This is a genomic window from Kaistia sp. SLG-1 (assembly GCF_059699055.1).
Genome location: NZ_AP048544.1, coordinates 1,858,433 through 1,880,484 on the forward strand (window position 1 = coordinate 1,858,433; position 22,052 = coordinate 1,880,484).

A 22,052-nucleotide genomic window follows, 5' to 3' on the forward strand; every position below is an offset into this window, starting at 1 on the left:
ATGTCCGATCTGAATCTCGTTTAATGTCGTTGTTGCTGATTATAGCAAAGCTTATGATATGTGCAAGTGATTGTGTGTACTGCTCATTCTGCCATCATTGCCGCGGCCTTTTGCGCCCCGGCGCAAGCCGGCGTTTGACGGGAAGGCGCTGGCTTTCTAGAACCGGGGCCAATCTTCGGGAGCGCCTTCGTCCATGTCGCACAATACCTTCGGCCATCTGTTCCGCGTCACGACCTGGGGCGAGAGCCATGGACCCGCCCTTGGCGCCGTCGTCGACGGCTGTCCGCCCCGCATCGCCATCTCGGAAGCCGAGATCCAGGCCTGGCTCGACAAGCGCAAGCCCGGCACCTCGCGCTTCACCACGCAGCGCCGCGAGCCGGACGAAGTCCGTATCCTTTCCGGTGTCATGCCCCAGGAAGATGGCACGCTGTTGACAACCGGGACGCCGATCGCGCTCGAGATCCAGAATGTCGACCAGCGCTCCAAGGACTATGGAGATATCAAGGACCGCTACCGGCCGGGCCATGCCGATTTCACCTATGACGTGAAATACGGCATCCGCGACTATCGCGGCGGCGGCCGGTCCTCGGCCCGCGAGACGGCGGCGCGCGTCGCCGCCGGCTCCATCGCCCGCAAGATCGTGCCGGGCATGAGCGTGCGCGGCGCGCTGGTGCAGATCGGCCCGCACAAGATCGACCGTTCGCGCTGGAACTGGAACGAGGTCGACCAGAACCCCTTCTTCTGCCCCGACGCCGAGGCGGCGAAGGTGTGGGAGGAATATCTCGACGGCATCCGCAAGGCGGGCTCCTCCGTCGGCGCCGTCATCGAGATCGTCGCCGAGGGCGTGCCAGCCGGCCTCGGCGCGCCGGTCTATGCCAAGCTCGACCAGGATATCGCCAGCCTCCTGATGTCGATCAACGCCGTGAAGGGCGTCGAGATCGGCGAGGGCTTCGACGCCGCGGCGCTCACCGGCGAGGAGAACGCCGACGAGATGCGGATGGGCAATGACGGCAAGCCGCTGTTCCTCTCCAACCACGCCGGCGGCATTCTCGGCGGCATCTCGACCGGCCAGCCGATCGTCGCCCGCTTCGCCGTCAAGCCGACCTCGTCGATCCTGACGACGCGCCGCTCGATCACGGCGAAGGGCGAGGAAGTGGACGTCATGACCAAGGGCCGCCACGACCCCTGCGTCGGCATCCGCGCCGTGCCGATCGGCGAGGCGATGGTCGCCTGCGCCGTCGCCGACCACTATCTCCGCCATCGCGGCCAGAACGGCTGAGGCGGCAAAACTCTATTCAAGCAGGACTGGAGCCTTTCACCGTTTCCTGGAAGCGGTGAAAGGCCGTTGAAATATGCGCGCTTCGCGGTCGGCTGACCGGCGCACGGAAGATCGGGCTCCGGGGGGAGTTGAGAGTGCCACCACGCCATCGGCGAACGCCGATCCGCGATATCTTTCGCGTTTTGAAGCGCTACCGGCGCGCCCATGGCCGCTATCCCAGCCTGTTCCGGCCGCGGCGCTTCTCGGAAAAGATCCAGTGGCGCAAGCTGTTCGATCCGAACCCGCTCTATTCGGTGTTCTGCGACAAGCTGGCCTGCCGCGACTTTATCGAGGCGCGGCTCGGGCCGGGACATCTGCCGCCTCTCCTCTGGTCGGGCGACGATCCGGCGGCGCTGCCGCTGGAACGGCTCCCAGTGCCCTTCGTCGTCAAATGCGCGCATGGCAGCGGCATGAACGTCTTTGTCGACGATCCAACGCGGGCGGATTTCGCTACGATCCGCGTGAAGCTGGCCGCCTGGCAGGCGCAGAATTTCGGCCGCGCCCTGCAGGAGGCGGGCTATGTGCCGGTGCCGCCGCGCCTGCTCGTCGAGGCCATGCTGACCGAGGACGACGGCGCGCTGCCGCTCGAATACAAGCTCTTCCTCTTCGACGGCCGGGTCGAGCTGATCATCGTGCGGATCAACGACGGTCCCGACAGCCATCGCAACCTGTTCCTGCGGCCGGACGGATCGCGCGTCGACGTCCGCTTCGATGCCCCGATCCATGCGGGGCCGCTTCCCGAGGCCGATCTCGCGGCGATGTTCGCGATGGCCGAGCGGCTCGGCGCGGGGCTCGACCATGTCAGGGTCGATTTTCTCGTCTCGCGCGGCAGGATCCATGTCGGCGAGCTCACCGTCTATTCCTTCAGCGGCCTGACGCCCTGTGAACCGGCGAGCTTCGATCTCGAGCTCGGCCACGCCTGGACGATCCATGCGCCGTTGCGGCGGGCGCTCGCCGCCATGCTGGGCCTGGCGCGCCCCGACGAGGACGGACATTCAAGCAGCAATGGGCAGTCGCGCGCCGGTCTTGCGGCCGAAGCCGGCGAGTAGGCGCGGCTGCCGCAGCATTGCCGCGATGCCGGCGCAGCCTGCCTTCCTCCAGACACGAAGGAGGGAGGCTTGCGATGAGCGTGGCACGGATCGGTGAATTTCGCGCGGCCGACGGCGATGGCGACGCGCTGGCGGCGTTTCTCGGCTCGATCCGGATGATCATCCTCGGTTCGGAGGGGGCGATCTCCTGCGAGGTGTTCCGCGACCGGGAGGACTCTGCCCGCTTCTTCGTGATCGAGTACTGGCAGACGGCCGAGGCGCATCAGGCTTCGGTCAAGAACATCCCGCCCGACATGTTCAGGACGGCGATGGCGCTGTTCGCCGAAACGCCGAAGGGCAGCTATTTCGACAGCATCGCCTAGGGAGAAGAGAAGGCGGAACGGTTGACGGACCGTTCACTCCGGCGTCATCCGATAAGCACTATATATGGTCGCGCCGCCTTATCGGATCCGCACAGGACGCCTCATCTTGCTCAAGCTTCACACCATCGTCGCCTCGACCCGCCCGGGCCGCGCCGGTCTTTCGATCGGCACCTGGTTCCACGGCATCGCCAGCGCGCACAAGGACTTCCAGGCCGAACTGATCGACCTCAAGGCCGTCAATCTGCCCCTGTTCGACGAACCGCATCATCCGCGGCTCCGCCAGTATGTGCACCAGCACACCAAGGACTGGAGCGCAACGATCGACGCGGCCGACGCCGTCGTCTTCGTGATGCCGGAATACAATCACGGCTTCACCGCGCCCCTGAAGAACGCCATCGACTATCTGTCGCATGAATGGGCCGACAAGCCGGTCGGCTTCGTCAGCTATGGCGGCGTCTCGGCCGGCACCCGCGCCGTGCAGTTGCTGAAGCCCGTCACCACCGCCGTCGGCCTGGTCGCTGCCGGCGAGGTCAACATCCCGTTCTACGCCCAGTATCGCCAGGACGAGACGTTCACGCCGCCGGAGAGCTTCAACGATGCCGCCCATCTGATGCTGGGCCGCATCGCCAAGGTGGGCGCGACGCTGAAGGCGCAGCGCCAGGTTCTGGTCGCCGCCTGAGCGGTCTACCTCGCTATCGGTTCCGAAATGGCGGCCTCCGGCCGCCATTTCTTTGCGCGCTCGGCGACAGTCCCTCCACCGCTCGCTGTCATCCCGGGCTCGACCCGGGATCCATTCAGGCGGGTTGCTGGACGCCCGGGCGCCCGGCGTGAATGCGCCTCAGGCCGTGGATAAGTGGATCCCGGCCTTCGCCGGGATGACGGTGGAGGAGGGCAGAGACCATTCTCTCAGGCTGCATAGCCGCGCTCGATCCGGCACTGGAAGCAGTTGTTGGTCGAGGAGCGGAGATGGACGAAGGCGATGTCGTCGCGCGCCAGTAATTCGCCAGCCTCGTCGCCGATCGCCGCGCGCGGCACCACCTTGCCGCTGCCATAGACGATGCGCTCGTCGGCCGAATAGCCGCGGATGATATAGGCGGCGGATGTCAGCATTGCCGGCGAGGCATCGCTCGCCTCGGCCCGGGCGCAGGCATCGGCACACAGGAAGATCGGCCCCAGCTCGGCATAGGGGTTGACTGTCTCGAACGGTCGATGCGCCACGATCAGATAGGCGGAGCCGTCCGGCACGGTGCGAAGGCAATGCCGGCAGGGCACGCCGTTGCCGTCCGAGATCTGGCGCTCCGGCGTCTGGCCGTTGGCGTCCGCCCCGCCGCCGCGATAGTGCGCGGCGACACGGCTCGGGATGGCGACAAAGCGAATGGCGGGCATCGAAGCCTCCTCATTGAAATGGAGGCTTCGATGGAACGTCAAGCCGCGGGCTGCCGCTATCCGGATCTTGCGATGGAATCGCCGGCAGGGATTGCCAGGCCGATCAGCTCAGCCGGACCCGCCTCGTCGTGGCTCCCTTGCGGGCGAGCTCGAAGGTGGCGACGACCTCGATATGGCCGGACCACAGGAACTGGTCGACCGGGGTCACCCGCGTCAGCTTGTAGCCGCCGTCGATCAGGATGCGCGCGTCGCGGGCGAGCGTCGCCGGATTGCAGGAGACGCCGACGATCTGCGGCACCACGGATTTCGCCAGCGTTTCCGCCTGCGCCTTGGCGCCGGCGCGCGGCGGATCGAACACGACCGCCTTGAAGTCCTTGAGCTCGACCGGCGCCATCGGATTGAGGAACAGGTCGCGCCGGCGGGTGGTGACCGCCCGGATGCCCTTGGAGAAACGCATCGAGCGATCGAGCGCCTCCAGGAGCTTGGTCTCGCCCTCGACGGCCAGCACCGGGAAGCGCCGCGCCAGCTTCAGCGTGAACGTCCCGATGCCGGAGAAGAGATCAAGGACGGGCCCGCTGGACTTGCTGATGGCGGCGTCGACGAGATCGGCCATGGCGAGCTCGGAGCTGGCGGTCGCCTGCAGGAAGCCGCCGGGGCTCGGATAGAGCACAACCGGATCGTTGCGGATCTCCGGCATGCGGCTCATGACGATCTCGGCGCCGTCCACCGTCAGCCGGCAGATCGCCCCGTCGACGGCGGCGCGTCCGAGCGCCTCATAATCGGCGCGGCCCGGCTTGCGGGCGCCCTCGAGCGAAACGTCGAGGCCGGTATCGGTCGAGACCACGGTCATGCGCGCGCGCTTGCCCTGGTCGACCAGGCGGTTGGCCAAGGCTGCCAGCTTGTCGCGCCGCGTCTCGATCTCCGGCACCAGCAGCGGGCATTCCTCGATCGCCAGCACGTCGTGGCTTTCGCGCTTGTTGAAGCCGAGCACGAGGCCCTTGTCGTCGCGCGCCAGCGTGAACACGGCGCGACGGCGCGAATGCGGGCCGACCGGCACGACCGGATCGACCTCCGTCTCGATGCCGCGCTGGGCGAAGGCGTGGACGACGAGGTCGCGCTTCCAGGCCTGGTATTTCTCCGGCGCCCAATGCTGCAGCGCGCAGCCGCCGCAGACGGTGAAATGCTTGCAGGCGGGATCGATCCGGTCGGGGCTCGGGGTGAGGATCTCGACCAGATGGCCGCGCTCACCGTCGATCTCGGCGGTGACGACTTCGCCCGGCAGCGTGAAGGGCACGAAGACCTTGGCGCCGGAAGCCGTCTCGGCGATGCCGTCGCCTTCATGGCCGAGGGCGGTGATGGTGAGCGTCTCAGCCATTGTCTTTCCTTACGCCGAGCAGGAATTCGTGATTGCCGTCGCCACCGGCGATCGGGGAGGGGATGAGGCCGTCGACGACCCATCCCGGCTCCGCGGCAATCCAGTCGACGATGCGCTCGACGGCGGCCTCGCCTTCGCTGGCGTCGCGAACGAGGCCATTCTTGGCGATGCCGTCCTTGCCGACCTCGAACTGCGGCTTGACCAGAAGAACGCCCCAGCTGCCCGGCTCGGCCAATTCAAGCGCCGGCGGCAGGGCAAGGCGGAGCGAGATGAACGACACGTCGCAGACGATGGCGTCGAACGGCTCGCCTATGTCGTCGGCGGTCAGGTCGCGGACATTCAGGCCCTCGCGCATGGTGACGCGCGAACGGCTGGCGACGCGCGGATGCAGCTGGCCATGCCCGACATCGAGCGCATGCACATGCCGCGCGCCGCGTTCGAGCAGGACCTCGGTGAAGCCGCCGGTCGAGGCGCCGAGATCGAGCGCCGTGCGACCGGTCGGATCATAGCCGAAATGGTCCAGCCCGGCGACGAGCTTCAGCGCGGCGCGCGAGACATAGCGCTGCGCCGGGTCGTCGATCTCGAGCGTGGCGTTCGGGCGGATGGTCGCGGCGGGTTTGGTGATCAGGACGCCGTCGACGCGGACATGCCCGCGCAGGACGGCGTCGCGCGCCTTGGCACGCGAGGCGACCAGCCCGCGCGCGAGCAAGACCATATCCAGGCGATGTGTGGTGTCGTTCATGGCGCGAGTGATGGCGTGCGCGGCGCCCAAGCGCAAGGGCCATGGCGGCGCCATCGGGCCGCAGGGCCGGTAAACCGGTCCGGCGGCACTCCCGGGGGGAGGTTCAGCGCCCCGGCGCCTGTCGGACCTCGACGGTGACATGCGACAGCCCGGCGAGCCCTGCGAGCGCCGAACGATACTGGTCCGGCGTGCGCGGATCGGCCGAAGAGAGGCTGATCACAGCCGCGTTGTGGCCGGGACCGACGCGCCAGAGATGAAGATCGGTGATCCGCGCGCCGGTCGCCTCGATGCGGGCGCGCATGGCGTCCTGCAAGGATTTGTCGGGTACCGCGTCGACGAGGATGCGGCCGCTCTCCCGCAACAGCCGGACGGACCAGCTTGCGATCATCACAGCGCCGAGGATGCCGATCGCCGGATCGAGCCAGACCCAGTCGAGGAAGCGCCCGGCGAGCAGGGCGCCAATGGCGAGAATCGAGGTCACGGCGTCGGCGAGGACATGGAGATAGGCCGCGCGCAGATTGTGATCGCGGGCGTGTCCGTGATCGTGGTGATGCGGATGGTCATGCGCATGATCATGGGGATGATCGTGCGCGTGACCGGGCGTGCCCTCATGCAGCAACAGCGCGCTGACGAGATTGACGGCGAGCCCGATGACGGCGACCGCGATGGCCGGGTCGAAATCGATCTCGACGGGCGACGCCAGCCGCCATGCAGCGTCGACGGCGATCAGCACGGCGATGATGCCGAGGATGACGGCGCTGGCGAAGGCGGCGAGATCGCCGATCTTGCCGGTTCCGAAGGTGAAGGCCGGGTCGTTGGCATGGCGGCGGGCATAGCGATAGGCGAGCGCCGCGACGAGGAGGGCGCCGGCATGCGTCGACATGTGGAAGCCGTCGGCGAGCAGCGCCATCGAGCCATAGGCGTAGCCGGCGGCGATCTCCGCCACCATGGTCAGCGCCGTGATGCCGACGACGATCATCGTCCGCCGCTGGTTGCGGTCATGCGAGGCGCCGAGGAAGACGTGCTCGTGTCCGCCAAAGCTGTCTGTCGCGCTCATGCTGTTCATCCTTCCGCCCGGCGTCCGGCGCGGTGTTTCAGAGATACTTGCTGACTTCCTTGATCTCGGCGACGAGCGCGCGGGCATCGGAAGCGGGCAACGCGCTCGCGGCGGCGCCGAGATGCTCGTCGATGTGATGGTGGATCAGCGTCCGCTTGGTGCTCTCGATCGCCTTGATCACGGCCTGCATCTGCTGGGCGATGGCCAGGCAGTCGCGGCCGTCCTCCACCATGGTGATGACGCTGGAAAGATGCCCGGCGGCACGGCGCAGGCGCTGCAGGATTTCTGGGTTCTGGGCGTGGCTCATGGGTATGATCCTATCCTAGGGGAGGGGATATGGGAAGCGGGAGATTTTGGGGGGCAGGGCGGAGGCGGGGGAAGCGTGAAGGCAGGGAATACGGGGACGTGCGGGGCGGTGGCTGGGAGGGCGGTAGGCCGGGTGCGTGGACCCGGTGGGCAGGAGGCCGGGTGGCGGGAGGCGGGGAGGCAGGAGACGGGGCTCACCGGCGGCGCAGGGCGAGGGGCCTTGGCGGCCAGACCGGCGGAGGGCAGGCTGTGAGGCAATGGCGACGCCAGGTGGAGGGCGGGGCCGAGGCCAAGCGGCCGGCGGATATGGAATGGGCAGGTCGGGAGGCAATGGTGACACCCGCTCGAGTGCGTGGCGGCGCCGGAAGGCGGACACGGGAACGGCCGTCATCTGAGAAAGGGGGCCGCTCCCCGTCGGCCCGACAAAACTCGTCATCCCTGCGAAAGCAGGGATCCATCCATCCGCGCATTCGGGAGGCTCGCGTAGCTGGCAACCCGGCCGAATGGATCCCGGGTCAAAGCCCGGGATGACGGCGAGCGTGGCGCACAGGCTGGCGTTTCATTGCAGCCGGAGCAGAGGAAGGGCCGCGTCGCGAATTTCAACCTCGGGGGCGCGCCAAAGTGGCAGTGCCAATCTCCCTCATCCCCGCGAAATCGGCGCGCCGAAGCCGCCGCGCCACCGTCCGTCATCCCTGCGAAAGCAGGGATCCATACAGCCGCGCGTCCGGGAGGTTCGCGTAGCTGGCAACCCGGCTGAATGGATCCCGGGTCTCAGCCCGGGATGACAGCGAGCGTGTCGCGCAGGCTGGGGCTCGCTCCGGCCGCAGCAAGGGGAGGGGGCCGCGTCGTGTGTTCGACTTCGGCCGCATACCGAAGCGGCAGCGCCAACTCCATCATCCTTGCGAAATCGGCACGCCGAAGCCGCCGCGCCACCGTCCGTCATCCCTGCGAAAGCAGGGATCCATACATCCGCGCATCCGGGAGGTTCGCGCGGCCAGCAACTCGGCTGGATGGATCCCGGGTCAAAGCCCGAGATGACGGCGAACGTGTCGCGTAGGCTGGCGTTTCGCTCCGGCAGCAGCAGGAGGCTGTGCGGGGCGTCACGCATTTCGGGGCAGGCGGCAGACCGAAGCGGCAGCGCCAACTCCATCCTCCTTGCGAAATCGGCGCGCCGAAGCCGCCAAGCCACCCTCCGTCATCCCCGCGAAGGCGGGATCCATACCGCCGCGCGTACGGGAGGTTCGCGCGGCTGGCAACCCGGCTGGATGGATCCCGGGTCAAAGCCCGGGATGACGGCGAGCGTGTCGCGTAGCCTGCCCCGAGCTTGCTACGTCGAGCAGCCGCGCATTGCCGCGCGGCGCGGAAAGAGGCGGCGAGGATCGCCTCTGCCCCCTTGAACACGACAGCCACGCGAGCTTCGCGCGGCCGTCCGTCGATCCCGGATCAGCTGGCGACGAGGCGGCGCAGCTTCTCCATGATCGTCTCGTCCTTCTCGTGATAATCGGCCGTGCCGACGAAATTGGCGTTGGAATCGAGCAGGTACACGGCGGCGCTGTGGTCCATCGTGTAGTCCTCGCCGTCGCCGACCTTCTTCGAATAGACCTTGTAGGCCTTCAGAATGCCGTCGATCTGCTCGCGGCTGCCGGAGAGGCCGACGATGCGCGGGTCGAAGGCGTGCAGGTAGTTCGCCATCTGCTCCGGCGTGTCGCGCTCGGGGTCGACGGTGACGAAATAGACCTTGAGCTTGTCGCCGTCGGGGCCGAGCTGCTTCAGCCATTGCGTCGCCTGGTAGAGCGTCGTCGGGCAGACGTCGGGGCAGAAGGTGAAGCCGAAGAACATCGCCGAGGGGTGGCCCTTCAGCGCCGCCTCGGTGACGGGCTGGCCCTTCTGGTCGACGACGGAGAACGGGCCGCCGATCGCGCTCAGCTGGACGACCGGATTGCTGCTCTTCGGAAGCAGCGTGAACACGCCGATCGCGACGACGACGATGGCGACGAGCGCCCAGAGCACGTAGCGGACCGTCCGCAGCGTCTTGTGGGGATTGCCCCCGGTCTTGGTCTCGCTCATTCGCCTGATCCGTGATTGCCGTGGGCCTCAGCGCCGGTGTTTTCCTGTCCGGCGCCGTGGGCGGAGGTGTCCATGTTCGGCTTGTCGCCGTCGGTCTTGGCCGGTCCCGGCGCGCCGATCGGTGAGACGGTGAGGTTCACCTCGACGGCGCCGGCCTTGGCGAAGGTCAGCGTCAACGGCACGCTCTCGCCCTGCTTGAACGGCGCCTTGGGGCGGATGAACATGACGTGGTAGCCGCCGGGCTCCAGCACCAGCGTGCCGCCGGCGGGGATCTCGACGCCTGCCTCGGCCGGACGCATGGCCATGACGCCGTCCTCGGTCTTCATCAGGTGCAACTCGGCCTTTTCCGATGCCGGCGAGGCGACCGAAACCAGCGTGTCGGGCTCCGAGCCGGTGTTCTTGATGGTCAGGTAGCCGCCGCCGACCCGCGCGCCGGGGGGCGTTGCGCGCGACCAGGGCTCGCTGATGACGAGCGTGCCGGCGGTGACGTCGGCGAAGGCTGGCGTGGCCAGCGACGCGGCGAAGAGAAGCGAAAGGGCGATGCGTTTGATCATGATTGCCAGAGATAGCCCCCTCGGAGGCCCCTGAGAAGCGTGGCGGACTGCCGCGAGGGGACGCTTTGGAGACAATTTTGGCGCGATCGGCCCGTCGCACCGGCCATTTCGTCGCCAGATCGCCGTCGCATCGCTTCGAGGCCCCCGGCCACGCCCGCGCGCAGCCCTCAGCCCGGATGCGCTAGGATGCCGGCGCAATCGACGAGGAGCCGACCATGATTCCCTGCTGCAGCCACCGCGCGACCGCCCTATCGACCCGGGGGATCGCATGATCGCCGTGATCTTCGAGGTCTGGCCGGCGGAGGGCGAGCGGCAGGTCTATCTGGACCTCGCCGCCGCGTTGAAGGCCGATCTGCAGGCGATGGACGGCTTCATCTCGATCGAGCGCTTCGAGAGCCTCGCCGAGCCCGGCAAGCTGCTGTCCCTCTCGTTCTGGCGCGACGAGGAGGCGGTCAGGGCTTGGCGCAACCGGCCGGCGCACCGCGAGACGCAGGCGCGCGGCCGCAACGGCGTCTTTGCCAATTATCGGCTGCGGGTCGCCAGCGTGCTGCGCGACTATGGCCTCGACGAGCGTGCCGAGGCTCCCGGCGACAGCCGCCGGGCGCATGGGGATGGCGTAGCCAAACCCTAGGCGCTGCGGAAGGCGGCGGCGTCGTCGCTGCGGCCGAGCGCCTCGAACACGGTCGCGACGATGCCGCGCGTATCGAGGCCGCTGTCGGCGACCATCTTTTCCGGCTTGTCGTGGTCGATGAATTCGTCGCGCATCACCAGTGTGCGGATCTTGAGGCCGCGATCAAAGGCGCCGGCGCCGGCGAGGAAGGCAAGCACCTGGCCGCCGAAGCCGCCGACGGCGCCTTCCTCGACCGTGATCACGACTTCGTGATTGCGGGCGAGGTCGAGCACGAGGTCCGTGTCGAGCGGCTTGGCGAAGCGGGCGTCGGCGACCGTGGTCGAGAGCCCGTAGGTGTCGAGCTCTTCCGCCGCCTTCAGCGCGTCCTTGAGGCGCGTGCCGAAGGAGAGGATCGCCACCTTGCTGCCCTGGCGGATGACGCGGCCCTTGCCGATCGGCAGGATCTCGCCGCGCGCCGGCAGGTCGATGCCGACGCCTTCGCCGCGCGGATAGCGGAAGGAAGAGGGGGCGTCGTCGATGGCGACCGAGGTCGCGATCATGTGCACCAGCTCCGCCTCGTCGGACGGCGCCATGACGATCATGCCGGGCAGCGCCGTCAGGAAGCCGGTGTCGAACGAGCCCGCATGGGTCGCGCCGTCGGCGCCGACGAAGCCGGCGCGGTCGATGGCGAAGCGCACCGGCAGCTTCTGGATCGCCACGTCATGCACAATCTGGTCGTAGCCGCGCTGCAGGAAGGTCGAGTAAATCGCGCAGAACGGCTTGTAGCCCTCCGTCGCGAGGCCGGCCGCGAAGGTGACGGCATGCTGTTCGGCGATGCCGACGTCGAAGGTGCGCTTCGGGAACGCCTGGCCGAACAGGTCGAGCCCGGTGCCGGCGGGCATCGCCGCGGTGACGGCGACGATCTTGTCGTCGGCCTCGGCTTCCCTGACCAGCGCCTCGGCGAAGACGCGGGTATAGCTCGGCGCGTTCGGCGTCGACTTGGCCTGCTTGCCGGTGATGACGTCGAAGCGGTTGACGCCGTGATACTTGTCGGGCGCGGCCTCGGCGGGCGCGTAGCCCTTGCCCTTCTGCGTCACGACATGCAGCAGGATCGGGCCTTCCGGCGCGTCGCGCAGATTGCGCAGGATCGGCAGCAGATGGTCGAGATTATGGCCGTCGATCGGGCCGACATAGTAGAAGCCGAGCTCCTCGAACAGCGTGCCGCCGGTGAAGAAGCCGCGCGCATATTCCTCGGTCTGCTTCGCCTTCTCGTGGAAGAAGCGCGGCAGCTTGCTGGTCAGCTGCTTCGCCACCTCGCGGAACGAGCGATAGGTGCGGCCGGAGACGAGGCGGGCCAGATAGGCGGACATCGCGCCGACCGGCGGGGCGATCGACATGTCGTTGTCGTTCAGGATGACGATCAGCCGCGAACGCTGCGCGCCGGCATTGTTCATCGCCTCATAGGCCATGCCGGCCGACATCGCGCCGTCGCCGATCACGCAGACGACGGCGTTGTCGCCCTCGTCGAGATCGCGTGCCACCGCCATGCCGAGCCCGGCGGAGATCGAGGTCGAGGAATGCGCCGCGCCGAACGGGTCGTATTCGCTCTCGGAACGCTTGGTGAAGCCCGAGAGGCCGCCCGGCTGGCGCAGCGTGCGGATGCGGTCGCGGCGCCCGGTCAGGATCTTGTGCGGATAGGCCTGATGGCCGACATCCCAGATGATCCGGTCGTCCGGGGTGTTGAACACATAGTGCAGCGCCACCGTCAGCTCGACGACGCCGAGGCCGGCGCCGAGATGGCCGCCGGTGATCGAGACGGCGTCGATGGTCTCGGCGCGGAGCTCCGCGGCCAGCTGCGCGAGCGCGCTCTCCGGCAGGTTGCGGAGGTCGGCGGGCGTGGCGACGGTATCGAGAAGGGGCGTTTCGGGCTTGCCGGTCATCTATCGAGCGTGACTGTTACATGAACGGGCACGGTTACACGACGCGGCGACGGGTGGCAACGCGGGCGGCCTCGCCGGGGCGCGGCCAAATCCCGCGTGGGTTGCGGTTGCGGCCGCGGACGCTACTGTGAATACTTGCTGCATACGGGGGCATCCATGATCCGGCACACGGTGGTTTTCCGGCTGAAACACGAAAAGGGCTCGGCGGCGGAGCAGCTCTTCCTGGCCAATGCGCAGAGGCTCGCATCGATCCCGGGCGTCGGCGGATTCGAGCAGCTGCGCCAGGTAAGCCCCAAGAACGACTATGATTTCGGCTTCTCCATGGAGTTCGCCGACGAGGCCGCCTATGCCGGCTACAACGACCATCCGGACCATGTCGCCTTCGTGCGTGACCATTGGGTGCCGGAGGTCGCGGCCTTTCTCGAAATCGATTATGTGCCGCTCGCGCCGGTCGAAAACGGCTCGTGATCCCCGCGCGATCCTGCATGGAGTGAATTCTTGCTTTTGCGACTGAAACTGCAGCGGCCACGCTTCCGGAAGCTGTCCGACCAGCCCCTGCCGCCCTGGCTCTCCCGCGATTTCCTGCGCCAGCGCCTCGTGTTCTGGGTGGGCGCCGGGACGATCGGCCTGGTCAGCGTCTTCTTCGCCTTCGCCGCCGATCAGGCGCAGACGCTGTTTCAATACATGGCGGGGCAGGGAATCTGGGTTCCGCTGATCCTGTCGCCGCTCGGCTTCATGCTCTGCGCCTATCTGGCGCGCACGGTGTTTCCGGGCGCCGCCGGCAGCGGCATCCAGCAGGCGATCGCCGCCTGCGAGACGACCGATATCGCGGCGCGCTCGAAGCTGCTGTCGCTGCGCGTCGCCATCGGCAAGATCTTTTTGACGCTGGTCGGCATCGCCTCGGGTGGGTCGATCGGCCGCGAGGGGCCGACCGTGCAGATCGGCGCGGCGATCATGCTGAAGGTCGGCGAGATCGGCGGCGCGGATCGCGCCAAGGGCCTCATTCTCGCCGGCTCGGCGGCTGGCATCTCCGCCGCCTTCAACGCGCCGCTCGCCGGCATCGTCTTCGCCATCGAGGAAATGAGCCGTTCCTTCGAGCAGAAGACATCGGGGCTGGTGCTCTCGGCCGTGATCATCGCCGGCCTCGTCTCGCTCGGCCTCGTCGGCAATTACGATTATTTCGGCCAGGTCTCGGGTTCGGTCAAAGGCGTCGATGGCTGGTTGATGGTCGTCTTCTGCGGTGTGTTCGGCGGCCTGGCCGGCGCCCTGTTCGGCCAGCTGATGCTCCGCCTGACCCAGCAGATCCGCGTCTGGACCAGCGTCATGCCGTGGAAGCGGACGCTCGCCGTGGCGGGCGCCTGCGGCCTCGCCGTCGCCCTGATCGGCATCGCGACCGGCGGCAGCACCTTCGGCACCGGCTATGAACATGCGCGCGCGGCGATCGAGGGCGAGGTCCTGCCCTGGTATTTCGCCCCGGCGAAATTCGCCTCCACGCTGCTTTCCTCGATTTCCGGCATTCCCGGCGGCATCTTCGCACCGTCGCTGGCGGTCGGCACCGGCGTCGGCAGCCTGCTCGTGCTGGTGATGGGCGGCAGCGCCGGCGTCGCGGCGCTTTTGGGCATGGCCGGCTATTTCGCCGGCGTCGTCCAGGCGCCGATCACCGCCTTCGTCATCATCCTGGAAATGACCGGCGACAGCGCCGACCTGATCCCGATCATGTGCGCCTCGGTGATCGGCTATGGCGTGTCGAGCCTGCTGGTGCCGCAGTCGCTCTATCACGGGCTCGCCGAATCGCTGATCCCGCAGCCGAAGCCGACGGTGGGCTGAGGGTGACACGGGCGGCCTGATCCGTCATAGGAGGGCATGAACAGGGGCAAACCCTTCCTGCCCGGGATGAGCATGCACGAGATTCTGACGGACTACCCGCTCGACGATTGCAACAGCTTCGGCTTCCGCGCCCGCAGCCGGCTGGTGGTTCCCCTGCGGTCCGAGGACGATCTGCAGTCGGCGCTCGCCGATCCCGGGCTTGCAAACCTGCCGCGCCGCCTCATCGGCGGCGGCAGCAACATCGTGCTGAGTTCCGATTTCGACGGCGTGACGCTTTTGATGCGGATCGCCGGCAAGCGGCTGGTGGAGGCGCATGCCGATCACTGGATCGTCGAGGCGGCGGCCGGCGCGACCTGGCACGATTTCGTCCGCTGGACGCTGTCGGAAGGCTATCCGGGGCTGGAAAACCTCGCGCTGATCCCCGGAACCGTCGGCGCGGCGCCGGTGCAGAACATCGGCGCCTACGGCATCGAGCTCGCCGACCGCTTCGACAGCCTGCGCGCCTTCGATACGACGAGCGGATCCTTCGTGACCTTCGGCCGCGAAGACTGCGCCTTCGCCTATCGCGACAGCGTCTTCAAGCATCAACCCGGCCGCTATGTCGTCACCAGCGTCCGCTTCCGCCTGCCGCGACCCTGGCAGCCAGTGCTGACCTATCCCGACATCGCGACAACGTTTCGCGACGCGGCGTCGGTCACGCCCGAAGCCGTCTTCGACGAGATCGTCGCGGTCCGGAGCCGCAAGCTGCCCGACCCGGCGCGGATCGGCAACGCCGGCAGCTTCTTCCAGAACCCGATCGTCCCGGCGGAGCTGCATGGGCGCCTCAAGGCCGATCATCCGGCACTCGGCGGCTATCCGCAGGCGGACGGCCAGATGAAGCTCTCGGCCGCCTGGCTGATCGAGCAGAGCGGCTTCAAGGGCATCCGCCTCGGCCATGTCGGTGTCTATGACCGCCACGCGCTGATCCTCGTCAACCACGGCGGCGGATCGGCGGCGGAAATCGTCGCGCTCGCGACGCGGATCAAGGACGGCGTGAAGGCGAAGTTCGGCGTGCAGCTGGTCGAGGAGCCGGTGTTTCTCTGAGGGTTCTTCGGAGGAGGGGCCCGCTCTCCGAAGAGAGATTTATGCCCGGAGCTTCCTCACGCTCGCCGTCATCCTCGCGAAGGCGAGGATCCATACAGCGGATGCCTCGGGAGGTTCGCGCGACTGCCAACCCGGCCGAATGGATCCCGGGTCTCCGCCCGGGATGACGGCGGAAGGGGGCACACCCTTCCTCATCTTCCCCTTGGGGGGCGGGCGGTGAGGGGGCGAGCCGAAAGGCCGTCCTGCAGTTCCCGATCTCCATCATCCTGAGGTGCCCGAGCACAGCTCGGGCCTCGAAGGACGCACGGCCTTGGTGCGAGATGGCGACTGCACAAGCGTCGTGCGTGCTTCGAGACGGCCCTTCGGGCCTCCTCAGCATGATGAGGAGGGGGCTCTGCACGAAGGGGAGTTGAGCCCGCCTCGCCCTACGGTCCTTCCGGCAGCGGAATGAACTCTTTCTCGTCGCCATAGACCTTGTGGAAGCGGCCCGCCTTCCAGTCGGCCTTGGCCTGCTCGATGCGATCCTTCGACGAGGAGACGAAATTCCACCAGATATGGCGCGGGCCCTCCATCGGCGCGCCGCCGACGAGCATCAGCCGGCTCGGCGCCCGCGCCGTGACGAGGATCGGGTCGCCAGGGCGCAGCACCAGCAGCCGGCCCGCCTCGAACACGTCGCCCGCGATCTCGATCTCGCCCTCGAAAATGTAGATGGCGCGCTCTTCGTGCAGGGCGTCGACCGGCAGCTTGCCGCCCGGCTGCAGCACGATGTCGGCATAGATCGTGTCGGAGAAGGTCTGGACCGGCGAGGTCTCACCATAGGCGGAGCCGACGATGAGGCGGAGGTCGACGCCGTCGCCGGTGATGACGGGGAGGTCGCCGCGGCTATGGTGGTGGAAGACCGGCGTCACCTCTTCCTGGTCCTTCGGCAACGCCACCCAGGTCTGCAGGCCGCCGATGCGGCGGTCGTTCGCCTTCTGGCGGAATTCCTGACTGGAGCGCTCGGAATGGGCGATGCCGCTGCCGGCCGTCATCCAGTTGACGTCGCCCGGCCGGATCGCCTGCTCGACGCCGGTCGAATCGCGGTGGATGATCTCGCCGTCGAACAGATAGGTCACGGTGGCGAGGCCGATATGGGGATGCGGCCGCACGTCGAGGCCTTCGCCGACCGGCAGGTCGCCGGGGCCCATCTGGTCCAGGAAGATGAACGGGCCGACCATGCGGCGCTTGACCGTCGGCAGGGCGCGCTTGACGGCGAAGCCGCCCAGATCGACGGAACGCGGCACCACGACCAGCTCGATGGCGTCGCTCGACGCGGCGTCGCCGAAAATGGGATCGATATCGGGCAGGCGGCTCATGGCACTCTCCTCTGCATCACGGGCAGCACCGATAATGGAGACGCGCAGTATGAACCGAAAGGCTCCGTTCCGGCGACGGATTGTTCAGCGATGACGTCGCCGGAAGATTGGATCAGTCCACGTCGAGCGGCTCGGTGCCGGTCGCCTGGCCGCCGGCGCCGGTCCGGATCTTCTCGACCTTCGCCTCGGCCTGCTTCAGGAGCGCGTCGCAATGCTTCTTCAGCGCTTCGCCGCGCTCGTAGATCTTGATCGATTCCTCGAGCGGAACGTCGCCACGCTCGAGATGGCCGACAATCGTCTCCAACTCGGCCAGGGCCTTTTCGAAGGAAAGGCTCTCAAGAGCGGTCTGGGTGTCGGACATGAAGCGGTCTCCGGATTGTGCGGCGAACCTTTTCGGTCATCGGGCGGCGCGATGCAAGCCGTTCCGGCCCGCGCGACCCGGATGCCCGGTCAGCCGGCCTGCATCAGCCGTTCGACATGCACGGCCGTCGACGTCGCCAGCGCCTTCAGGTCGTAGCCGCCTTCCAGGATGCTGACGATCCGGCCATGCGCATGGCGCGCCGCGCTCTCCATCAGCCGGTCGGTCGCCCAGGCGAAGTCCTCTTCGTCGAGGTTCAGCTCGCCGAGCGGATCGCGCTGATGCGCGTCGAAGCCGGCCGAAATGATGATCAGCTCCGGCCGGAAGGCGTCGAGCGCCGGCAGGATGCGGCTTTCGAAGGCGCGGCGGAATTCGGCGCTGCCGGCGCCGGGCGGCAGCGGCGCGTTGACGATGTTGCCGGCGCCGGTCTCGCTCGCCGCGCCGGTGCCGGGATAGAGCGGCATCTGGTGCGTCGAGGCGTAGAGCACGCTGGGATCGTCCCAGAAGATCGCCTGCGTGCCGTTGCCGTGGTGGACGTCCCAGTCGACGATGGCGACACGCTCGATGCCGTGGCCGCGCTGGGCGTGGCGGGCGGCAATCGCCGCCTGGTTGAAGAAGCAAAAGCCCATGGCGCGATCGGGCTCGGCATGGTGGCCTGGCGGCCTCATCGCGCAAAAGGCATTTTTCGCATCGCCGTCCATCACCGCGTCGACGGCCTGGCAGGCGCCGCCGACCGCGACCAGCGCGGCTTCCAGCGTCTTCGGCGACATCGTCGTGTCAGCGTCGATCCGGATCATGGTTTCGGACGGGCTGTAGTGGCGCATCGCTTCGAGATGCGAGCGCGGATGACAGAGCAGGATCATCTCGACATCCGCCATCCGCGCCTCCTGGCGCAGCAGCGCCGCGAAGCGCTCGTCCTCCAGCGCCGCCTCGACGGCCTGGATGCGCTCGGGCCGCTCCGGATGCCCGAAGGGCACGAGATGCCTGGCGAAGATCGGATGGTGGATCAGAAGCGTCGCCATGATGGTTCCTGGTCGTCGGTGGATCCGCCAGCCGGATCCCCGCAGCCCGCATCGCCGGCGGCGCGTACCGCCGTCAGTGCGTCTTGCGCATGTAGGCGACCAGTGTGTCCCGCGCGAGGGGGGAGCGCAGCCGGTCCGAAATATGAACGATCTCCTGGTCGATCCTGGCCAGCACGTCGCGCCGGTCGCCGCGCAACAGCCGGCGGGTCAGCTCGGCTGTTTCCAGCGAGCGGCCGATCAGGTTCTTCGCGATGGCGAAGGCAGTCTTTTCGACATCGGCGGCGGAAACGACGCGGTTGACGAGGCCGGCCTGGTAGGCCCGATCGGCGTCGAAGCGCTCGCCGAGCACGAGGAATTCGAAGGCGCGCTGCGGCCCCATGACGCGCGGCGCCAGCAGCGTCGCCGCGCCGCCCGGAATGACGCCGATCTCGACGCAGTTCGATTCGAACGCCGACCACTCGCTGGCGATGACATAGTCGCAATGCAGGAGGATGTGGGCGCCGAGGCCGAGAGCGAGGCCGTCGACGGCGGCGATCATCGGCTTCTCGATCGTCGCGATCGTCTTCAGGAAGCGGATGACGGTTTCATCGAGCCGGCCCGCATCGGCGAAGTTGAGCATTTCGCGCAGGTCGCTGCCGACCGAGAAGACGCCGGAGGTGCCGAGCAGGACGAATACCTTGGTGCGGCCGTCGCGCTCGCCCCGGACGAGGGCATCCGAGATGGCCGCCATCATGTCGACCGTCAGCGCATTCTGAGTCTCCGGCCGGTCGATCCGAATGACGGTGATTCCGCCCTTCGTCTCGATGGCAATCGGTAAACTCATGCTGTCCTTCATGCGCTGTCAGCCCCCTGCAGTCCGGCATGGAGAATTGGACTGCGCCCGCCATGAAGTAAAGTGTCCGAACGAATTTGATTGCATTTTCCGAGTGTCTCGGTTGTGCCAGAAAAACTACTCGCGCTATGCGTGGGTTGACTGGACGGGCGCGCCGGTCCTTTTGGCGTATTCCGCCGCAGATGGTTTCGGGAGATCGGCTTGGCCGCGCACAAATCCTCCAACATTCGTCCCGCCGACGACGCCGGCGCGCTCAGCGAGGCCGTGGCGGCGCTGGAGGCCGGCCAGCTCGTCGCGATGCCGACCGAGACGGTCTACGGTCTCGCCGCCGACGCCACCAATGGCGAGGCGGTAGCGCGGATCTACGCGGCCAAGGGACGGCCGAGCTTCAACCCGCTGATCGCGCATGTCGCCGATCTCGAGGCGGCCGAGCGGCTGGTGGTGTTCGACCCCGTGTCGCGGCGCCTCGCCGAGGCGTTCTGGCCGGGCCCGCTGACGCTGGTGCTGCCGAAGCGCGCTGATGCTGGCGTCTCGGATCTCGCCACGGCGGGGCTCGACACGCTGGCCGTGCGCATGCCGTCGCATCCGGCGGCGCATGCGCTGTTGAAGGCCTTCGGCCGGCCGCTCGCGGCGCCAAGCGCGAACCGCTCCGGCCATGTCAGCGCCACGACGGCGGGCCATGTCGTCGCCGATCTCGGCGCCAGGGTGGCGATCGTGCTCGACGCCGGGCCAAGCGATGTCGGGGTGGAATCGACCATCCTCGCCGCGACGCCGACCGGGCTGGCGTTGCTCCGGGCTGGCGGCCTGCCGCGCGAAAAAATCGAGGCGGTCGCCGGCATGCCGGTCGAGAAGGTGGAGCTCTCCGATCCCGATGCGCCGACGGCGCCGGGACAATTGGCCTCGCACTATGCGCCGGGCGCGATGGTGCGCCTCGACGCGGCCGAGGTGCTGCCGGGCGAGGCGCTGATCGCTTTCGGGCCGACGCTGCCCCTTCATGCCGAGCTGGCGTCAGCCGTCATCAATCTGAGCCCGCGCGGCGACCTGATCGAGGCGGCGGCGCGTCTCTTCTCGGCCCTGCGCGAGCTCGACGGCAAGGCGGCAACGATCGCCGTGGCGCCGATCCCGATGAAAGGGCTCGGCGAGGCGATCGTCGACCGGCTCCGGCGCGCCGCGGCGCCCCGGCCCTAGGTTCAGCCTTCGAACTCGGGGCCGCGCGCCGAATAGAACTTCTGGTCGCGCCAGCGCAGCATCAGCGCCTCGAATTCCGGTTCGATCGTCTCGGGCAGGACGATCTTCAGCGAGACGAGCAGGTCGCCATGGCCGCCGACCGAGGTCGGCAGGCCCTTGCCCTTCAGGCGCATGACGCGGCCGCCGTCGGAACGGGCGGGGATGGTCATCGTGCCGGAGCCGGTGAGCGTCGGAACGCGGACCCGCGCGCCGAGCACGGCCTCGTCGAGCGTGACGGGCAGGTCCAGGCGAAGCGCGTCGCCATCGACCTTGAACAGCGGATGCGGCACGAACTCGACCGTGACCAGCGCGTCGCCCGAGGGACCGCCGGTGGGGCTGGCCCAGCCCTGGCCGCGAAGCCGGATCACCCGGCCGGGCCGTGTGCCGGCGGGAATCGAGATCTCGAGCGTACGGCCCGTCGGCAGTTCGACGCGCACTTTCTCCTCGCGGACGATCTGTTCGAGCGTCACCGCGACGGCGGCCGAGACGTCCTCGCCGCGGCCGCGCGGCTGGGCCGAGGCCCTGGAACCGCCCGAGGCGCTGCTGAAGCCGCCCGTCTGGCCGCCAAAACCGCTGAAGCCGCCGCCCTGGCTGCCGCCAAAGCCGAACAGGTCGTTCAGGATGTCGTCGGCGCCGCCATTGCCGCCGCCGCTCGACGACCAGCGGAAGCTGCGGGCGCCGGAGCTGGAGGCGGAACTCGGATCGAAACCGGAAAAGCCTTCGAAGCCCTGGAACTTGGGCTTGCCTTCGGCGTCGATTTCGCCGCGGTCGAACTGGCCGCGCTTCTCGTCGTCGCCCAGAATCTCGTAGGCCGAATTGATCTCGGAGAACTTCTCCTGAGCCTTCGGGTCATCCTGATTCTGGTCGGGATGATGTTTTTTGGCGAGACGGCGGAACGCCTTCTTCACCTCGGCCGCGGTCGCCTTCTTCTCGACGCCGAGCACCTGATATGGATCACGCATGGGAAACCCCCTCTAAGGGCAGGATTCATCCCGGCCCGCCATGCGGCACCGGAACTCTCCATAACATAGGGAGGCTAGGAATTGATTCCAATCGCCTCGAATCGCTGGAAGATTAGAGAAGTGCGCTGTCTTCGGGAACGACTTCGAAGAGCTGCCACATGCCGTCCGTCGCGCGGCAGGCGTCGCCCTTGTAGCGGCGGATGCCGCGCACGTCGCTGACCGTCAGCGAGAAGGCGCGGCAATTGCGGCCGTCCGGCTCGGTCCGGGCGACGCGAACCGGCGACAGCGTGCCGTTCGAGCCGGTGTCCGGATTGGTCCAGTCGATGACGTCGCCATTGGTCGAACCCGGCATGAAGGTCGAGGCCGTCAGGCGGATATGCTCCCAGTCGGATGGCGCCACCGCTTCGACGACCGAGCGCGTGGGCTTCGCCGGTGTCGCGGGCCTGGCCGGCGCGATCGAGGCGGTGGTCATCGTGTCGAGATCCGATTCGGGTCCGCCGGGTACGAGGCCGCAGCCGGCGAGGCCGCAGCAACCGGCGATCAGCAGGAGCGGGCGCAGGCCGCCGATCATCCGCATTCCCGTGCGATCCCGTCTTGTCTGGTCATGTGCCGTCCGGTCG

At 67.9% G+C, this 22,052-nt stretch carries 23 protein-coding genes; 9 read left to right on the forward strand and 14 right to left on the reverse strand.

Features of this window, described 5'->3' with window-relative positions; translation table 11 throughout:
- Positions 1-193: 193 nt before the first annotated feature.
- From aroC to AC6HZP_RS08250, 4 genes are all read left to right on the forward strand, one after another.
- On the forward strand, positions 194-1,279 hold the full coding sequence (gene aroC, locus AC6HZP_RS08235) for a chorismate synthase (protein WP_497526173.1): 1,086 nt from the start codon (positions 194-196) through the stop codon (positions 1,277-1,279).
- 134 nt (positions 1,280-1,413) lie between these two features.
- Entirely contained in the window at positions 1,414-2,367 is a 954-nt protein-coding gene (locus tag AC6HZP_RS08240) for an ATP-grasp fold amidoligase family protein (RefSeq protein WP_497526174.1), read from the forward strand.
- A 74-nt stretch (positions 2,368-2,441) separates the two neighbouring features.
- The gene (locus AC6HZP_RS08245) at positions 2,442-2,729 is read left to right on the forward strand and encodes a putative quinol monooxygenase (RefSeq protein ID WP_497526175.1); all 288 of its coding nucleotides are present in this window, start codon (positions 2,442-2,444) and stop codon (positions 2,727-2,729) included.
- Positions 2,730-2,835: 106 nt separating this feature from the next.
- A complete protein-coding gene (locus AC6HZP_RS08250) occupies positions 2,836-3,408 on the forward strand; it encodes an NADPH-dependent FMN reductase (protein ID WP_497526176.1) in 573 nt (190 codons plus the stop codon).
- Between the two features lie 227 nt (positions 3,409-3,635).
- Here the strand turns inward: AC6HZP_RS08250 and AC6HZP_RS08255 are convergent, their stop codons facing one another.
- From AC6HZP_RS08255 to AC6HZP_RS08285, 7 genes are all read right to left on the reverse strand, one after another.
- On the reverse strand, positions 3,636-4,115 hold the full coding sequence (locus AC6HZP_RS08255; protein WP_497526177.1) for a DUF1203 domain-containing protein: 480 nt from the start codon (positions 4,113-4,115) through the stop codon (positions 3,636-3,638).
- A 103-nt stretch (positions 4,116-4,218) separates the two neighbouring features.
- The gene (locus tag AC6HZP_RS08260; RefSeq protein ID WP_497526178.1) at positions 4,219-5,490 is read right to left on the reverse strand and encodes a class I SAM-dependent RNA methyltransferase; all 1,272 of its coding nucleotides are present in this window, start codon (positions 5,488-5,490) and stop codon (positions 4,219-4,221) included.
- A complete protein-coding gene (locus AC6HZP_RS08265; protein ID WP_497526179.1) occupies positions 5,483-6,232 on the reverse strand; it encodes a TlyA family RNA methyltransferase in 750 nt (249 codons plus the stop codon). Before AC6HZP_RS08265 ends, AC6HZP_RS08260 begins: the two co-directional genes overlap by 8 nt.
- 103 nt (positions 6,233-6,335) lie before the next feature.
- Complete coding sequence (gene dmeF, locus AC6HZP_RS08270; RefSeq protein ID WP_497526180.1) at positions 6,336-7,289, reverse strand: CDF family Co(II)/Ni(II) efflux transporter DmeF; 954 nt, start codon at positions 7,287-7,289, stop codon at positions 6,336-6,338.
- 37 nt (positions 7,290-7,326) lie between these two features.
- Positions 7,327-7,596: a metal-sensing transcriptional repressor gene (locus tag AC6HZP_RS08275; RefSeq protein WP_201403102.1), complete on the reverse strand. Its 270-nt coding sequence runs from the start codon at positions 7,594-7,596 to the stop codon at positions 7,327-7,329.
- Positions 7,597-9,038: 1,442 nt separating this feature from the next.
- Positions 9,039-9,662, reverse strand: coding sequence for an SCO family protein (locus AC6HZP_RS08280; protein ID WP_211201074.1), 624 nt, complete (start codon positions 9,660-9,662; stop codon positions 9,039-9,041).
- Positions 9,659-10,216, reverse strand: a complete 558-nt coding sequence (locus AC6HZP_RS08285; protein WP_497526181.1) for a copper chaperone PCu(A)C — start codon at positions 10,214-10,216, stop codon at positions 9,659-9,661. The genes AC6HZP_RS08280 and AC6HZP_RS08285 overlap by 4 nt, the downstream gene beginning before the upstream one ends.
- A 268-nt stretch (positions 10,217-10,484) precedes the next feature.
- On the opposite strand from AC6HZP_RS08285, the gene AC6HZP_RS08290 reads away from it, so the two are divergent.
- Positions 10,485-10,847 (forward strand): antibiotic biosynthesis monooxygenase family protein, encoded by a 363-nt coding sequence (locus AC6HZP_RS08290; protein WP_497526182.1) that lies wholly within the window; start codon positions 10,485-10,487, stop codon positions 10,845-10,847.
- Here the strand turns inward: AC6HZP_RS08290 and dxs are convergent.
- A complete protein-coding gene (dxs, locus tag AC6HZP_RS08295) occupies positions 10,844-12,766 on the reverse strand; it encodes a 1-deoxy-D-xylulose-5-phosphate synthase (protein WP_497526183.1) in 1,923 nt (640 codons plus the stop codon). The genes AC6HZP_RS08290 and dxs overlap by 4 nt on opposite strands.
- A 156-nt stretch (positions 12,767-12,922) precedes the next feature.
- Here dxs and AC6HZP_RS08300 point away from each other — a divergent pair, with 156 nt between their 5' ends.
- The 3 genes from AC6HZP_RS08300 to murB are packed head-to-tail and all read left to right on the forward strand — an operon-like array spanning position 12,923 to position 15,676.
- A complete protein-coding gene (locus AC6HZP_RS08300; RefSeq protein WP_497526184.1) occupies positions 12,923-13,234 on the forward strand; it encodes a Dabb family protein in 312 nt (103 codons plus the stop codon).
- A gap of 36 nt (positions 13,235-13,270) precedes the next feature.
- A complete protein-coding gene (locus AC6HZP_RS08305; RefSeq protein WP_497526757.1) occupies positions 13,271-14,593 on the forward strand; it encodes a chloride channel protein in 1,323 nt (440 codons plus the stop codon).
- Between the two features lie 36 nt (positions 14,594-14,629).
- Positions 14,630-15,676: a UDP-N-acetylmuramate dehydrogenase gene (murB, locus tag AC6HZP_RS08310; protein ID WP_497526185.1), complete on the forward strand. Its 1,047-nt coding sequence runs from the start codon at positions 14,630-14,632 to the stop codon at positions 15,674-15,676.
- 425 nt (positions 15,677-16,101) lie between these two features.
- Here the strand turns inward: murB and AC6HZP_RS08315 are convergent, their stop codons facing one another.
- The 4 genes from AC6HZP_RS08315 to AC6HZP_RS08330 all read right to left on the reverse strand — a co-directional run bounded on the left by AC6HZP_RS08315 (position 16,102) and on the right by AC6HZP_RS08330 (position 19,246).
- Complete coding sequence (locus AC6HZP_RS08315) at positions 16,102-17,031, reverse strand: pirin family protein (RefSeq protein WP_497526186.1); 930 nt, start codon at positions 17,029-17,031, stop codon at positions 16,102-16,104.
- Between the two features lie 112 nt (positions 17,032-17,143).
- Positions 17,144-17,392, reverse strand: a complete 249-nt coding sequence (locus AC6HZP_RS08320) for an exodeoxyribonuclease VII small subunit (RefSeq protein WP_201403109.1) — start codon at positions 17,390-17,392, stop codon at positions 17,144-17,146.
- An 89-nt stretch (positions 17,393-17,481) separates the two neighbouring features.
- Positions 17,482-18,411, reverse strand: coding sequence for a histone deacetylase family protein (locus AC6HZP_RS08325; protein ID WP_497526187.1), 930 nt, complete (start codon positions 18,409-18,411; stop codon positions 17,482-17,484).
- A 73-nt stretch (positions 18,412-18,484) separates the two neighbouring features.
- Positions 18,485-19,246, reverse strand: a complete 762-nt coding sequence (locus tag AC6HZP_RS08330) for an enoyl-CoA hydratase-related protein (RefSeq protein WP_497526188.1) — start codon at positions 19,244-19,246, stop codon at positions 18,485-18,487.
- A gap of 198 nt (positions 19,247-19,444) precedes the next feature.
- On the opposite strand from AC6HZP_RS08330, the gene AC6HZP_RS08335 reads away from it, so the two are divergent.
- Positions 19,445-20,431 (forward strand): L-threonylcarbamoyladenylate synthase, encoded by a 987-nt coding sequence (locus tag AC6HZP_RS08335; RefSeq protein WP_497526189.1) that lies wholly within the window; start codon positions 19,445-19,447, stop codon positions 20,429-20,431.
- A 2-nt stretch (positions 20,432-20,433) separates the two neighbouring features.
- Here AC6HZP_RS08335 and AC6HZP_RS08340 read toward each other — a convergent pair whose 3' ends face one another.
- Positions 20,434-21,432 (reverse strand): DnaJ C-terminal domain-containing protein, encoded by a 999-nt coding sequence (locus tag AC6HZP_RS08340; protein WP_201403113.1) that lies wholly within the window; start codon positions 21,430-21,432, stop codon positions 20,434-20,436.
- A 112-nt stretch (positions 21,433-21,544) separates the two neighbouring features.
- Positions 21,545-22,009, reverse strand: a complete 465-nt coding sequence (locus AC6HZP_RS08345; RefSeq protein ID WP_497526190.1) for an RT0821/Lpp0805 family surface protein — start codon at positions 22,007-22,009, stop codon at positions 21,545-21,547.
- Positions 22,010-22,052 lie beyond the last annotated feature (43 nt).

What these genes read in the sequence shown, in the direction of transcription:
- AC6HZP_RS08255 (WP_497526177.1), bottom strand. Translation starts at nt 4,115, where the DNA reads ATGCCCGCCATTCGCTTTGTCGCCATCCCGAGCCGTGTCGCCGCGCAC.
- AC6HZP_RS08320 (WP_201403109.1), bottom strand. Translation starts at nt 17,392, where the DNA reads ATGTCCGACACCCAGACCGCTCTTGAGAGCCTTTCCTTCGAAAAGGCC.
- dxs (WP_497526183.1), bottom strand. Translation starts at nt 12,766, where the DNA reads ATGACCGGCAAGCCCGAAACGCCCCTTCTCGATACCGTCGCCACGCCC.
- AC6HZP_RS08300 (WP_497526184.1), top strand. Translation starts at nt 12,923, where the DNA reads ATGATCCGGCACACGGTGGTTTTCCGGCTGAAACACGAAAAGGGCTCG.
- AC6HZP_RS08245 (WP_497526175.1), top strand. Translation starts at nt 2,442, where the DNA reads ATGAGCGTGGCACGGATCGGTGAATTTCGCGCGGCCGACGGCGATGGC.
- aroC (WP_497526173.1), top strand. Translation starts at nt 194, where the DNA reads ATGTCGCACAATACCTTCGGCCATCTGTTCCGCGTCACGACCTGGGGC.
- AC6HZP_RS08340 (WP_201403113.1), bottom strand. Translation starts at nt 21,432, where the DNA reads ATGCGTGATCCATATCAGGTGCTCGGCGTCGAGAAGAAGGCGACCGCG.
- AC6HZP_RS08285 (WP_497526181.1), bottom strand. Translation starts at nt 10,216, where the DNA reads ATGATCAAACGCATCGCCCTTTCGCTTCTCTTCGCCGCGTCGCTGGCC.
- AC6HZP_RS08345 (WP_497526190.1), bottom strand. Translation starts at nt 22,009, where the DNA reads ATGCGGATGATCGGCGGCCTGCGCCCGCTCCTGCTGATCGCCGGTTGC.
- AC6HZP_RS08330 (WP_497526188.1), bottom strand. Translation starts at nt 19,246, where the DNA reads ATGAAGGACAGCATGAGTTTACCGATTGCCATCGAGACGAAGGGCGGA.
- murB (WP_497526185.1), top strand. Translation starts at nt 14,630, where the DNA reads ATGAACAGGGGCAAACCCTTCCTGCCCGGGATGAGCATGCACGAGATT.
- AC6HZP_RS08265 (WP_497526179.1), bottom strand. Translation starts at nt 6,232, where the DNA reads ATGAACGACACCACACATCGCCTGGATATGGTCTTGCTCGCGCGCGGG.
- dmeF (WP_497526180.1), bottom strand. Translation starts at nt 7,289, where the DNA reads ATGAGCGCGACAGACAGCTTTGGCGGACACGAGCACGTCTTCCTCGGC.
- AC6HZP_RS08325 (WP_497526187.1), bottom strand. Translation starts at nt 18,411, where the DNA reads ATGGCGACGCTTCTGATCCACCATCCGATCTTCGCCAGGCATCTCGTG.
- AC6HZP_RS08290 (WP_497526182.1), top strand. Translation starts at nt 10,485, where the DNA reads ATGATCGCCGTGATCTTCGAGGTCTGGCCGGCGGAGGGCGAGCGGCAG.
- AC6HZP_RS08275 (WP_201403102.1), bottom strand. Translation starts at nt 7,596, where the DNA reads ATGAGCCACGCCCAGAACCCAGAAATCCTGCAGCGCCTGCGCCGTGCC.
- AC6HZP_RS08260 (WP_497526178.1), bottom strand. Translation starts at nt 5,490, where the DNA reads ATGGCTGAGACGCTCACCATCACCGCCCTCGGCCATGAAGGCGACGGC.
- AC6HZP_RS08280 (WP_211201074.1), bottom strand. Translation starts at nt 9,662, where the DNA reads ATGAGCGAGACCAAGACCGGGGGCAATCCCCACAAGACGCTGCGGACG.
- AC6HZP_RS08315 (WP_497526186.1), bottom strand. Translation starts at nt 17,031, where the DNA reads ATGAGCCGCCTGCCCGATATCGATCCCATTTTCGGCGACGCCGCGTCG.